Consider the following 12,608-nt stretch of genomic DNA (forward strand, 5'->3'; position numbering starts at 1 on the left):
AAGTAGTGTCGCCTAGGCAGAATTCGACGGGGAGGAGGGGCCGGTGGGGAGTGAAGATTCACACTCGGGCCTGACCGGAGAGAACCCGCCGGAGCACCCGGCACAGGGCCGCGTGGTGGTGCCGGGCGCCAGCGGGCCGCAGCCGCCCGCCGGGTCTGCGCCGGTCCGGGGCCGGGCCGCCGTGCCGCTGCCGACCAACCTGCCCATCCCGCCGTCGAACACCGCGAATCCTTCACCCGGGTCGCCGGCCGGGTCCGGCCGGGCCGCCCCGCCACCCGGCGCCGCCGGCTGGTCCGGGCAGAGCGTGCCGATTCCGCCGTCCGGTGCCGCGCCCGGCTGGCCGGGGCAGGCCGTACCCGTGCCGCCGGCCGGCGCGGCCGGGTGGTCGGGGCAGGCCGTGCCCGTGCCGCCCGGTGGACCGGGGAAGGCCCCGACCGACCCCTCTGCCTGGTCCGACCGGCCCGCGCCGCCGGCCTGGCCCGGGCGGCCGGGCTCCGGCGCACCGGGCGGGCCGGGCACGCCGGCTTCCGGCAACGGCACGCTCCCACCGGGTACGCCGCCGGGCAGCCCGCCACCGGGGGTGACCGCCGGCGGGGCGGTGCCCGGTGGGGTACCGCCGGCCGGGCGGCGGAGCCGGGGCAGGCTGCTCGGAGTCCTCGCCACCGCCCTGGTGCTCGCGCTCGCGGTCGCCGGGGTGGCCGTGGTGCGCCCCGGCCCGGTGGACGGCTGGCTGGGCGGGGACGGCCCGGCCACCCCCGGCGCGCTCGACCCGACCGAACCGCCACCACCACCCGTACTGGCCGCCGCCGGGGCGAACGCTCCGGCACCCACCCCGGCGGGCGTGCGGGCCGCGCTGAGCCCGTTGGTCACCTCGTCCCCGCTCGGCAAGGAGGTGAACATCTCCGTCGTCGACGCGGTCACCGGGCAGGCGCTGTACGAGAACGGCCAGGACACGCCGACCATCCCGGCGTCGACCACCAAACTGGTCACCGCGGCGGCCGTACTCGCGGCCCGTGGTCCGGCGTACCGGATCGCCACCCGGGTGGTGGCCGGGCAGAACCCGGGCGAGGTGGTGATCATCGGTGCCGGTGACCCGACGCTGGCGGTGAACGCCACCGGCTGGTACCCGGGCGCCGGGCGGCTCGACCGGCTCGCCGCGCAGGTGAAGAAGGCGCTCGGCGGCACCGCGCCGACGAAGGTGATCGTCGACGGCACCCTCTTCCCCGGCCCGGTCGTCGAACCGGCCTGGGACTCGGACATCCCCACCGGCGGGTTCGGTGCGGTGATCACCGCCCTGATGACCGACGGCGCGCGGAAGGACCCGGAGGACAAGGGCCGGGGCCAGGAGCGGTATGCCAAGCCCGACGAGGCCGCCGGGCGGGCCTTCGCCAGGCAGTTCGGGCTGCCCAACTCGGCGGTGGTGATCGGCAAGGCGCCGGCGGCCGCCGCCACCGCCCCGGCCGCGGCGGCCAGCGCCAGCCCCGGCCTCCCCAGCGCCGGCACCGAACTGGGCCGGGTCTCCTCGCCGCCGATGATCCGGTTGGTCGAGTTCATGCTCCGGGAGAGCGACAACGTGGTGGCCGAGGCGCTGGCCCGGCAGGTCGCGCTGAGCCGGGACAAGCCGGCCTCCTTCGTCGGCGCGGCCGAGGCGGTCGACGAGATGGTCGGCGAGTTGGGGCTGCCGGCGGCGGAGAGTGCGCTCGCCGACGGCAGCGGGCTGTCCCGGGCCAACCGGGTCACCCCGAGCCTGCTGACCGACGTGCTGACGATGGCTGCCAAGCGGACCCGGCCGGAACTCGCCGACCTCTTCCCGGGGCTGCCGGTGGCGGCCTGGTCGGGCACGCTCAGCGACCGGTTCGACCGGTCCGGCGCGAGGGCGACCACGGCCGGAGCGGGGGTGGTGCGGGCCAAGACCGGCACGCTGAGCGGGGTGCACGCGATCTCCGGCGTGGTGACCACCGCCGACGGCCGGCTGCTGGCCTTCGCCGTACTCGCCAACAAGGTGCCGGTGGGGCAGTACGAGGCGCAGCCGGAGCTGGACCGGATCGTCACCACCCTGGCCCGGTGCGGCTGCCGCTGACCCTGCTAGGCAGGGGGTGGGGGGCAACAACTGGTGGCGCTTCGGTCGTCACTAGTGCTCACTAGCCGGCTAGAGTAGCGGCGTGAATCTGAAGGAGTGGGCAGCGGCCACCGGAATCTCGTACGCGACCGCACGGAGGCGGTACGAGTCCGGGACGCTGCCCGTTCCGACGTATCGGCTGGGCCGGCTTATCGTGGTCGGTGAGCCTGTCACCGGCTTGACCGGCAGCACCGGGCAGACAGTGGTGTACGCCCGGGTTTCGTCCGCCGATCAGAAGCCGGATTTGGACCGGCAAGTCGCCCGGGTCACCATGTGGGCCACTGGGCAGAACCTCGCCGTGAATCGCGTGGTTACCGAGGTTGGGTCCGCACTGAACGGGCACGGTAAGAAGCTCCTCGCTTTGCTGCGCGATCCGGCTGTGACGACGATCGTGGTAGAGCATCGAGACCGGTTCGCCGGGTTCGGTGCCGAATACGTCGAAGCTGCCCTCACCGCGCACAGCCGCCGGCTGCTGGTGGTCGACCCGGCCGAGGTCGACGACGCCCTCGTGCGCGACGTGACCGAGATTCTGACGTCGCTGTGCGCCCGCCTGTACGGCCGTCGCGCTGCCGCGAACCGGGCTCGCCGCGCGGTTGAGGCCGCAACCATCGGGGACGACCCAGCGTGAGGACGATCCAGGCGTACCGGTTCGCCCTCGACCTCACCCCAAGCCAGGAACGCGACGCGTACGCGCACGCCGGGGCGGCTCGCGTCGCGCATAACTGGGCGTTGGCCCGGGTCAAGGCGGTCATGGACCAGCGGAATGCCGAGCGCGCCTATGGTGTGCCGGACGAACTTCTGACGCCTTCGCTGTCCTGGTCTTTGGCCGGGCTGCGCCAGGCATGGAACGAGGCGAAGGCCGAGGCGGCACCGTGGTGGGGCGAGGTGTCGAAGGAGGCGTTCAACACCGGCCTGGACGCCCTGGCACGCGGACTGAAGAACTGGGCCGACTCCCGCTCGGGTAAGCGGGCCGGTCGCCCGGTCGGGTTTCCCCGGTTCAAGTCACGCCGCCGGACCACACCCAGCGTGCGGTTCACCACCGGGGCGATCCGGGTCGAGCCCGACCGGATGCACGTGGTGCTGCCCCGGTTGGGCCGGTTGAAGCTCCACGAATCCGCCCATAAGCTCGCCCGCCGACTCGAAGCGGGGACAGCACGAATCATGTCCGCGACCGTGCGCCGCGACGGTGGACGCTGGCACGTGTCGTTCCACCGTCGAAGTCGAACGAGCCGAACGGACCCCGGCCCGGCCGGACGCCGTGGTCGGTGTCGACGTCGGGATCACGAACCTCGCGGTGCTGTCCACCGGTGAGCTGGTCGACAACCCACGCCACCTGGTCGCCGCGCAGATCAGGCTCCGGCAGATGGGTCGGGCGTTGTCGCGCAAGACCGGACCCGACCGGCGGATCGGGCGGCGGCCGTCGAAACGGTGGGAACGCGCGGTGGCCCGGCTCGGCCGCGCCCATGCGCGGGTGGCGAACCTGCGCCGCGACGGGCTGCACAAGCTGACCAGCGAACTGGCCCGCGAGTACGGCACGATCGTGGTCGAAGACCTGAACGTGGCCGGGATGCTGCGTAACCGCAGGCTGGCCCGGCACATCGCCGACGCCGGTTTCGCCGAGTTGCGACACCAGCTCGCCTACAAAAGCGTCTGGAGCGGTAGCCGGCTGATCGTGGCCGACCGCTGGTACCCGTCATCGAAGACCTGCTCAGGCTGCGGCGCGGTGAAAGCCAAGCTGGCCCTGTCCGAGCGCACCTACACCTGCACCGCATGCCGCCTGGTCCTCGATCGAGACCTGAACGCTGCGCGCAATCTGGCTGCTCTCGCGGCCGAGTTCGAAACCGCCGGGAGTGGCCCGGTGGCAGCACGTGGAGCCGACCAGAAGACCCGCGTACACGGGCAGGTGGCTACGAAGCGTGAACCCGGCCCCGCCCCGGCGGGCAAGACCGGGACCGCCCTACCGCAAGGCAGGGCGGCCGATCGTGTGCTCACTAAAGCGCACTGAAAGGTAACGGTGTGAGCACCCGGGTACGGTGGTGGTATGGCGCAGTTCGTGGACTGGGATCTGGCCGCCGCCACCGCAGGGGCGTTGGGAAAGTCGGGACCGCGGGTCTCGTACGACGAGGCGACCGAGGTGGTGTCCGAGCTGCGCCGGCTGACCGACGAGGCGGCCGGTCACGTGCTGGCGTACACCGGGCTGCGCTCGCAGGTGGCCCATCCGCCGGTGCGGGTGGTGGACCGGCGGGACTGGGCGGCGACCAACATCGCCGGACTGCGTGAGGTGATCACCCCGCTGATCACCCGCCTCTCCGGGGACAAGCCGCCGGGGGTGATCACCGACACGATCGGCTCCCGGCTGACCGGGGTGCAGGCCGGCACGGTGCTCGCCTACCTCTCCGGCCGGGTCCTCGGCCAGTACGAGGTCTTCTCCGCCGACCCCGGCCAACTGTTGCTGGTCGCCCCGAACATCGTCGAGGTCGAGCGGAAGCTGCAGGCGGATCCCCGGGACTTCCGGCTCTGGGTCTGCCTGCACGAGGTGACCCACCGCACCCAGTTCACCGCCGTGCCGTGGATGCGCGGGCACTTCCTCGGCGAGGTGCAGGCGTTCGTCGACGCCTCCCAGGCCGGCGGCGACAACTTCCTCGACCGGATCCGCCGGGGCGTCGGCACCCTCTCCGACTCGATCCGCAACCCGGAGAGCCGGGCCAGCGTGCTGGACATCGTGCAGACGCCCGGTCAGCGGGCCGTACTCGACCGGCTGACCGCGCTGATGACCCTGCTGGAGGGGCACGCGGAGTTCGTGATGGACGGCGTCGGGCCGGAGGTCATCCCGAGCGTTGAGTCGATCCGGGCCAAGTTCAACCGGCGCCGCGAGTCCGGCAACCCGCTGGAGAAGGCGATCCGCAAGCTGCTCGGGGTCGACGTCAAGATGCGCCAGTACGCCGAGGGCCGCAAGTTCGTGCACGGCGTGGTGGACCGGGTCGGCATGGAGGGCTTCAACCGGATCTTCAGCTCGCCGTTGACCCTGCCCCGGCTGGAGGAACTCTCCGACCCGGACGCCTGGGTGGCCCGGGTGCACGGCCCGGTCGGCCCGGTCGCCGCCACCGGCTGAGCCGATCGTGGCCGCCCTGCCGCCGCCGGTCGCGGCGATCCGGGTCGCCGTCCGGCGGGCGCTGCACGACGTACCCCGGAACCGGCCGGTCCTCATCGCCTGCTCGGGCGGCGCCGACTCGCTGGCGCTGGCCGCCGGCACCGCCTTCGTGGCGCCCCGGCTGGGCGTGCCGGCCGGGCTGGTCACCGTCGACCACGGCCTCCAGGAGGGCTCGGCACGCCGGGCCGCCGACGTCGCGCGGTGGGCCGGCGGGCAGGGGTTCGCGCCGATCGAGGTGGCGACCGTCCAGGTCGCCGGCCGGCCGGGCGGGCCGGAGGCGGCGGCCCGGGAGGCGCGCTACCGGGCCCTGGTCGAGGCCGCCCGCCGGCACGACGCCAGCGCCGTGCTGCTCGGGCACACCCGCGACGACCAGGCCGAGACCGTGCTGCTCGCGCTGGCCCGGGGCGCCGGCCCGCGCGGGCTCGCCGGAATGCCGGCCACCCGGGAGTACGCCGGGGTGACGCTGGCCCGTCCACTGCTGGAGATCACCCGCGAGCAGACCCGCAAGGCGTGCGCGCTGCTCGGGCTGACCCCGTGGGAGGACCCGCACAACACCGACGACCGGTACGCCCGGGCCCGGGTCCGGGCCGACGTGCTGCCGGTGCTGGTCCGGGCGCTCGGCCCTGGGGTGCTGGACAACCTGGCCCGGACCGCCCGGCTGGCCGCCGAGGACGGCGCCGCGCTGGACGAGCTGGCCCGGGCCGGTTACGCCGAGGCCCGGATTCCGCCGGCCGGGCTGACCGGGCCGGTCTCCCCGGGCGGGCCGAGCGTGCCGGTCTCCCCGGGCGGGCCGCCGAGCGGGCCGGTGGTGGCGGGTGCCGCGGCCGGCGGGCTGGCCGTACCGGTGCTGGCCGGGATGCCGCCGGCGGTGCGTACCCGGGTGCTGCACCTCTGGTGCCGCGAGCTCGGCGCGGCGCCGGCCGCGCTGTCGTACCGGCACATCGCGGCGCTGAACGCGCTGGTCACCGCGTGGCACGGTCAGGGCGCGACACATCTGCCCGGCGGCATCCGGGCGACCCGGCGCGGCGGGATGCTGATCGCGGAGTAGACATGGGGAATGCCTTCCCCCCGACAGCCGCTCTTCGCGCCGCACGGTGCCGTCGCCACCAGCCAGCCGCTCGCCGCCGCCGCCGGACTGGCCGTACTCCGCCGGGGCGGCAACGCCGTCGACGCCGCGCTCGCCACCGCGATCACCCTCACGGTGGTCCAGCCCGGCTCCAACGACATCGGCGGTGACCTGTTCGCGATCGTCTGGGACGGGGAGCGGCTACACGGGCTGAACGGCTCCGGCCGGTCCCCGGCCGGGCTGACCCGGGAGCTGGTGCTCGCCGCGACCGGCGGGCGGGGTGCCGAGCCGACCCCGGGTCACGGCGGAGCGCAGGCGGTCGGGCCGGCGATGCCGGCGCGTGGCTGGCTGCCGGTGACCGTACCCGGTGCCCCGGCCGGCTGGCGGGACCTGCACGAGCGGTTCGGCAGGCTGCCCTTCGCCGAGCTGTTCGGCGACGCGGTCGGCTACGCCGAACACGGCTTCCCGGTCTCGCCACGGGTCGCCGCGAGCTGGGCGCGCTCGGTCGAGGTGCACGCCGAACTGGCCGGCGAGGAGTACGCCGAGTGGGGCCGGGTCTTCACCGTCGACGGTGGACGGGCGCCCCGGACCGGGCAGCGGTGGCGCAACCCGGATGCCGCCGGCACGCTGCGCCGGATCGCCGAGACCGGTGCGGCGGACTTCTACACCGGCCGGATCGCCGAGACGCTGGCCGGACACGCGGCCCGGACCGGCGGCCGGCTCACCGGCGACGACCTGGCCGGGCACGCCTCGACCTGGGTGGACCCGGTCCGGGCCAGCTATCGCGGGCACGAGGTGTGGGAGTTGCCGCCGAACGGGCAGGGCGTGGCCGCGCTGCTCGCGCTGAACATCCTGGACGGGGTGGAGCTGACCGACCTCGACCCGGCCGAGCGGCTGCACTGGCAGATCGAGGCGGTCAAGCTCGGCTTCGCCGACGCGCACGCGTACGTCGCCGACCCGGAGCGGGTGCAGGTGCCGACCGCCGAGCTGCTCACCCCGGAGTACGCCGCCGCCCGCCGGGCGCTGGTGACCGACACGGCCGGTACGCCGGCACCCGGCGACCCGGCCCGGGGCGGCACCGTCTACCTCTGCGCCGCCGACCGGGACGGGATGATGGTGAGCCTGATCCAGTCCAACTACCTGGGCTTCGGCTCGTACGTCGTCCCGCCGGGTCTCGGCTTCGGGTTGCAGAACCGGGGTGCCGGGTTCAGCCTCGACCCGGCCCACCCGAACGTGGTGGCGCCGGGCAAGCGCCCGTTCCACACCATCATCCCCGGCTTCCTCACCCGGGACGGCGAGCCGGTGGGCCCGTTCGGGGTGATGGGCGGGCACATGCAGCCGCAGGGGCACCTGCAGGTGGTCTCCGCGACCCTGGACGACGGGCTCGACCCGCAGGCCGCGCTGGACCGGCCGCGCTGGTACTGGCACGCCGGCCGGTCGGTGCTGGTCGAGCCCGGCCTGGCCGCCGGGGCGGCCCGGGACGTGGTCGAGCGGTTGCGCGCCCGGGGGCACGAGATCGCCGTCGAGCCGGAGCCGTCCTCCTTCGGGTACGGCCAGGCGATCTGGCGGCTGCCCGACGGCGGCTACGTGGCCGGCTCGGAGCCCCGGGCCGACGGGTGCGCGATCGGCTATTGAGCTGCGGGTACGCCGCCGACAGTGGCGCGCCCGCCGGTGACGGTGACCGTGCCGCCGACGACGAGGAGATGGCGGTCGCGAGACTGTCGAGCTGCCTCGTTTGCGCGCCCACACCCCGGACGCACCGTCGACCCGGTGAACGTGCCGCCGGGACTCAGACGGTGACCGACTCGTGCACCGCCACGGGGAGCCGGCCCCGGAAGGTCGACCGGTAGGCATGCGGGGTGGCGCCGAGCCGGCGGCCGAAGTGGTGTCGCAGAGTGGCCGCGTCGCCGAAGCCGGCCCGGGTGGCGACCGCCTCGATGCTCAGCTCGGTCTCCTCCAGCAGCCGCCGGGCCAGCAGCACCCGCTGGTTGGTGATCCAGTCGTGCGGTGTGGTGCCGGTCTCGGCCCGGAACCGCCGGGCGAACGTCCGGGGCGCCATGTGCGCCCGGCCGGCCAGGTCGTCGACGGTGAGCGGCCGGTCGAGGTGCTCGATCAGCCAGCCCAGCACCGGCTCCAGGGTGGGCGCCGCCGGGGTGGGCGCGATCGGTGCCTCGATGTACTGCGCCTGCCCGCCGTCGCGGTGCGGTGGCACCACCATCCGCCGGGCCAGCTTGGTGGCGAGCGCCGAGCCGTGCTCCTGGCGGACCAGGTGCAGGCAGGCGTCGATCCCGGCCGCCGTGCCGGCGCCGGTGAGCAGGTTGCCGTCCTGCACGTAGAGCGAGTTGCACCGCACCTTGGCCAGCGGATACATCTCGGCGAGCCGGTCGGCGTACTTCCAGTGGGTGGTGCACTCGCGCCCGTCCAGCAGGCCGGCGGCGGCCAGCACGAACGCGCCCGAGCAGACACTCAGCACGTACGCCCCGCGGTCGGCGGCCCGGCGCAGCGCCGCCAGCACGGTCTCCGGAACCGGGGCGCCGATGATGTGTATCGCCGGCACGGCGACCAGGTCGGCGTCCTCGACCGGGGTCAGGTCGGCGCTCGGGGTCAGCCCGAAGCCGGACCGGGTGCGGACGGGCTTGCCGTCGTGGGTGCAGACGTCGAAGCGGTAACCGGGGAAGCCGTCGGCGACCCGGTCGGTCCCGAAGACCTCGCAGAGCACGCCCAGCTCGAAGGTAGCCACCGGGTCCAGGGCGATCACGGCCACGTTGCGAAGCATGGATCGATGCTAGCCGAGAAGTGGCAGAAAATCGATGCTGCATGGCAAAGCTGCCACTGTCCGGTTGGCGCCCGGCGGCGCAGACTTGAGTCGTAACAGCCGGTGCGCACCGGCGGCGAACCAAAAGACCTGGTCAGGCCCGAGATCCCGGGCCGGCCGCATCGAAACGTGGAGGTCGCCGCCATGGAACTCTTCGTCCCTCTCTTCTTCCTCGTCCTGCTTCTCGCCTCGATGCTCGGGCTCACCGCCGACAGCCGTGACTCGGCCGACTGGCGGCCCAGCAACGGCGGCTGGCGGTCGTCGCCCCGTGGCTGACGAACCGTGTTGGAGAGTCCGCGCCTGGCCAGCCGGGGTGGGCACCGCGCGAAGGTGCCGCCCCGGCGACGGGCGCGAACCGGCGTACGGCAGGCTAGGCGCATGGCTCAGGGCTCCTGGTACGACGCCGACATCGACCACGTGATCATCTCGGAGGAGCAGATTCGGGAAAAGATCGCGGAACTGGCCAAACAGGTGGCAGCGGACTACGCCGGCAGCAAGGACGGAATCCTGCTGGTGTGCGTGCTCAAGGGCGCGATCATGTTCATGGCCGACTTCGCCCGGGCGCTCGGCCGGCACGGGCCGTCGGCCGAGCTGGAGTTCATGGCCCTCTCCTCGTACGGGCAGGGCACCACCTCCTCCGGCACCGTGCGGATCCGCAAGGACCTGGACCGGGACATCGCCGGCCGGCACGTGGTGGTGGTGGAGGACATCGTCGACTCCGGGCTCACCCTCTCCTGGCTGCTGCGCTATCTGGAGTCCCGGGCGGCGGCCAGCGTCGAGGTGGTGGCGCTGTTCCGCAAGCCGGACGCGATCAAGGTCTCGGTGCCGGTGAAGTACGTCGGTTTCGACATCCCGAGCGAGTTCGTGGTCGGCTACGGGCTGGACTTCGGCGAGCGCTACCGCGAGGTGCCCTACGTCGGCGTACTGAAGCCGGAGGTCTACGCCCGGTCCTGATCGGGGCCCGTTCCGCCCGATCCCTGCCCGGTCGTCCGGTCGTCAACCCGGATCGTTGTCCGGTACGCCCTGACCATCCTGAATGTCATCGCCGAAATATCGAGTCGACGTACAGCGCGCTCCCAGGAAACGCGGTTACGGTATGCGGTGGTGGCGCGGAAGCATCCCGCGCCGGGCCTCCTGCCCAGTTTGCCCCGAAAGATGGGGCCGTACGGGGCCAGGCGTCCGGCACTGGTCCGTGGTCACCCGGCACCGGGCGGAAGCGGACCTGTTACCCCAGGGCTCGCAGGCTCGCTCCTCGCGTTCACGGTGTACCGTCGAATGACCGCGGCGCGGTACCAAGCGCCCGGCGTCGAGGCCGGCTCGCAGGGGACGGCTTCGGCCCGCCGCTCCGGCGGCGGCAGTAGGCAACCAGGACGATCAGGACGTCGATCAGGAGGGTCCGGGCGTTACGGCGCTCGACAACAGCATGGAACGTACGCGTTTCTTCCGCCGCCCGGTGGTCTGGATCATCCTGGTGATCATCGGTGCGATAGCGCTCAGCTCATTCTTCAGTGGTGGCCCGAGTTATCACAAGGTCGAGACCAACGTGGTGCTCGACCAGCTCAACAAGGGCGACATCGAGAAGGCCATCTTCCAGGACAAGGAGCAGACGCTCCAGCTCGACCTGAAGAGCGCGGCCAAGTTCGGTGACACCGATACGGACAAGATCCAGGCCCAGTTCCCGTACGAGGTGGGCGACGAGGTCTGGAACTCGGTGGCCGCCGCCAAGGCGGCCGGCCGGATCAGCGGTCCGATCGACACCGAGGTCTCCGGCGACAATCTCTTCGTCTCGTTGCTGGTCAACCTGCTGCCGATCGTCATCCTGGTGATCCTGCTGCTGCTCTTCATGTCGCAGATGCAGGGCGGCGGCTCCCGGGTGCTCAACTTCGGCAAGTCCAAGGCCAAGATGATCACCAAGGACACTCCGAAGACCACCTTCGCGGACGTCGCAGGCTCGGAGGAGGCCGTCGAGGAGCTGCACGAGATCAAGGATTTCCTGCAGAACCCGGCGAAATACCAGGCCCTCGGCGCCAAGATCCCCAAGGGCGTGCTCCTCTTCGGCCCGCCCGGTACCGGTAAGACGCTGCTGGCCCGGGCCGTGGCCGGCGAGGCCGGGGTGCCGTTCTACTCCATCTCCGGCTCCGACTTCGTCGAGATGTTCGTCGGTGTCGGTGCCAGCCGGGTCCGCGACCTCTTCGAGCAGGCCAAGGCGAACGCTCCGGCGATCGTCTTCGTCGACGAGATCGACGCGGTCGGCCGGCACCGTGGCGCCGGTATGGGCGGCGGCCACGACGAGCGGGAGCAGACCCTCAACCAGCTCCTGGTCGAGATGGACGGCTTCGACACCAAGGGCGGCGTGATCCTGATCGCCGCGACCAACCGGCCGGACATCCTCGACCCTGCGCTACTGCGGCCCGGCCGGTTCGACCGGCAGATCGCGGTCGACACCCCGGACATGGAGGGCCGCAAGGCGATCCTGCGGGTGCACGCCAAGGGCAAGCCGTTCTCGCCCGACGTCGACCTCGACGCGGTGGCGCGGCGTACCCCGGGCTTCACCGGTGCCGACCTGGCCAACGTGATCAACGAGTCGGCGCTGCTGACCGCCCGCAGCGACAAGCGGGCGATCTCCAACGACTCGCTGGAGGAGTCGATCGACCGGGTGGTCGCCGGCCCGCAGCGCCGGACCCGGGTGATGAGCGACAAGGAAAAGAAGATCACGGCCTACCACGAGGGCGGGCACGCCCTGGTCGCCTGGGCGCTGCCGCACTCCGCCCCGGTGCACAAGGTCACGATCCTCTCCCGGAGCCGCTCCCTCGGGCACACCCTGGTGCTGCCGACCGAGGACAAGTACACCCAGACCCGGGCCGAGATGATCGACACCCTGGCGTACGCGCTGGGCGGCCGGGCCGCCGAGGAACTCGTCTTCCACGAGCCGACCACCGGTGCCGCGGACGACATCGTCAAGGCCAGCGCACTGGCCCGGGCGATGATCACCCAGTACGGCATGAGCAGCAAGCTCGGTGCCATCAAGTACGGCACCAGCGGCGACGAGCCGTTCCTGGGCCGCAACATGGGGCACGAGCGGGACTACTCCGACGCGGTGGCCGCCGAGATCGACGCCGAGATCCGGTCGCTGATCGAACTGGCCCACGACGAGGCATGGGAGATCCTGGTGGAATACCGGGATGTCCTGGACAACCTCGTGCTGGAGCTGATCGAGAAGGAGACCCTCTCCACGGCCGACATGGCGCGGATCTGCGCCCGGGTGGTCAAGCGGCCGCCGATGGCTCCGTACAACGGGTTCGGCAAGCGGCAGCCGTCGACCGAGCCGCCGGTGCTCACCCCGGCCGAGAAGGAGAAGCTCAAGGCGCAGGCCGAGGCCGACGGCGTGCAGGCGACCGTCGGGGGCAACACCAACAACACCACGCCGAACTCGGACGGCCCACACTGAGCGCAGCGA

10 protein-coding genes and 2 pseudogenes are annotated in these 12,608 nt (G+C 72.7%); 11 read left to right on the plus strand and 1 reads right to left on the minus strand.

Annotation, left to right across the window (positions count from 1 at the left end):
* Window positions 1-598 precede the first annotated feature (598 nt).
* The 8 genes and pseudogenes from dacB to ACSMXO_RS02060 all read left to right on the plus strand — a co-directional run bounded on the left by dacB (window position 599) and on the right by ACSMXO_RS02060 (window position 7,971).
* The gene (dacB, locus tag ACSMXO_RS02025) at window positions 599-2,080 is read left to right on the plus strand and encodes a D-alanyl-D-alanine carboxypeptidase/D-alanyl-D-alanine endopeptidase (RefSeq protein ID WP_455419144.1); all 1,482 of its coding nucleotides are present in this window, start codon (window positions 599-601) and stop codon (window positions 2,078-2,080) included.
* 82 nt (window positions 2,081-2,162) lie between these two features.
* Complete coding sequence (locus ACSMXO_RS02030) at window positions 2,163-2,747, plus strand: IS607 family transposase (RefSeq protein ID WP_346259095.1); 585 nt, start codon at window positions 2,163-2,165, stop codon at window positions 2,745-2,747.
* A complete protein-coding gene (locus ACSMXO_RS02035) occupies window positions 2,744-3,430 on the plus strand; it encodes a helix-turn-helix domain-containing protein (protein WP_455416506.1) in 687 nt (228 codons plus the stop codon). The genes ACSMXO_RS02030 and ACSMXO_RS02035 overlap by 4 nt, the downstream gene beginning before the upstream one ends.
* Window positions 3,378-4,124: an RNA-guided endonuclease InsQ/TnpB family protein gene (locus ACSMXO_RS02040; RefSeq protein ID WP_455416507.1), complete on the plus strand. Its 747-nt coding sequence runs from the start codon at window positions 3,378-3,380 to the stop codon at window positions 4,122-4,124. Before ACSMXO_RS02035 ends, ACSMXO_RS02040 begins: the two co-directional genes overlap by 53 nt.
* Before the next feature lie 36 nt (window positions 4,125-4,160).
* The gene (locus ACSMXO_RS02045) at window positions 4,161-5,231 is read left to right on the plus strand and encodes a zinc-dependent metalloprotease (protein ID WP_318396852.1); all 1,071 of its coding nucleotides are present in this window, start codon (window positions 4,161-4,163) and stop codon (window positions 5,229-5,231) included.
* 7 nt (window positions 5,232-5,238) lie between these two features.
* Window positions 5,239-5,968: pseudogene (gene tilS / locus ACSMXO_RS02050) on the plus strand (tRNA lysidine(34) synthetase TilS); the annotation flags it as partial.
* Between the two features lie 128 nt (window positions 5,969-6,096).
* Window positions 6,097-6,318, plus strand: a pseudogene (locus ACSMXO_RS02055) (TilS substrate-binding domain-containing protein); the annotation flags it as partial.
* A gap of 9 nt (window positions 6,319-6,327) precedes the next feature.
* Window positions 6,328-7,971 (plus strand): gamma-glutamyltransferase family protein, encoded by a 1,644-nt coding sequence (locus ACSMXO_RS02060; RefSeq protein ID WP_455416508.1) that lies wholly within the window; start codon window positions 6,328-6,330, stop codon window positions 7,969-7,971.
* Between the two features lie 154 nt (window positions 7,972-8,125).
* Here ACSMXO_RS02060 and ACSMXO_RS02065 read toward each other — a convergent pair whose 3' ends face one another.
* The gene (locus tag ACSMXO_RS02065) at window positions 8,126-9,112 is read right to left on the minus strand and encodes a GlxA family transcriptional regulator (RefSeq protein ID WP_346259091.1); all 987 of its coding nucleotides are present in this window, start codon (window positions 9,110-9,112) and stop codon (window positions 8,126-8,128) included.
* Window positions 9,113-9,295: 183 nt separating this feature from the next.
* Here ACSMXO_RS02065 and ACSMXO_RS02070 point away from each other — a divergent pair, with 183 nt between their 5' ends.
* From ACSMXO_RS02070 to ftsH, 3 genes are all read left to right on the plus strand, one after another.
* Complete coding sequence (locus ACSMXO_RS02070; protein WP_346259090.1) at window positions 9,296-9,427, plus strand: hypothetical protein; 132 nt, start codon at window positions 9,296-9,298, stop codon at window positions 9,425-9,427.
* Window positions 9,428-9,529: 102 nt separating this feature from the next.
* Window positions 9,530-10,105 (plus strand): hypoxanthine phosphoribosyltransferase, encoded by a 576-nt coding sequence (gene hpt / locus ACSMXO_RS02075; RefSeq protein ID WP_346259089.1) that lies wholly within the window; start codon window positions 9,530-9,532, stop codon window positions 10,103-10,105.
* A gap of 469 nt (window positions 10,106-10,574) precedes the next feature.
* On the plus strand, window positions 10,575-12,599 hold the full coding sequence (gene ftsH / locus ACSMXO_RS02080; protein WP_346259088.1) for an ATP-dependent zinc metalloprotease FtsH: 2,025 nt from the start codon (window positions 10,575-10,577) through the stop codon (window positions 12,597-12,599).
* Window positions 12,600-12,608: the final 9 nt, after the last annotated feature.

Source organism: Plantactinospora sp. DSM 117369 (assembly GCF_053764795.1).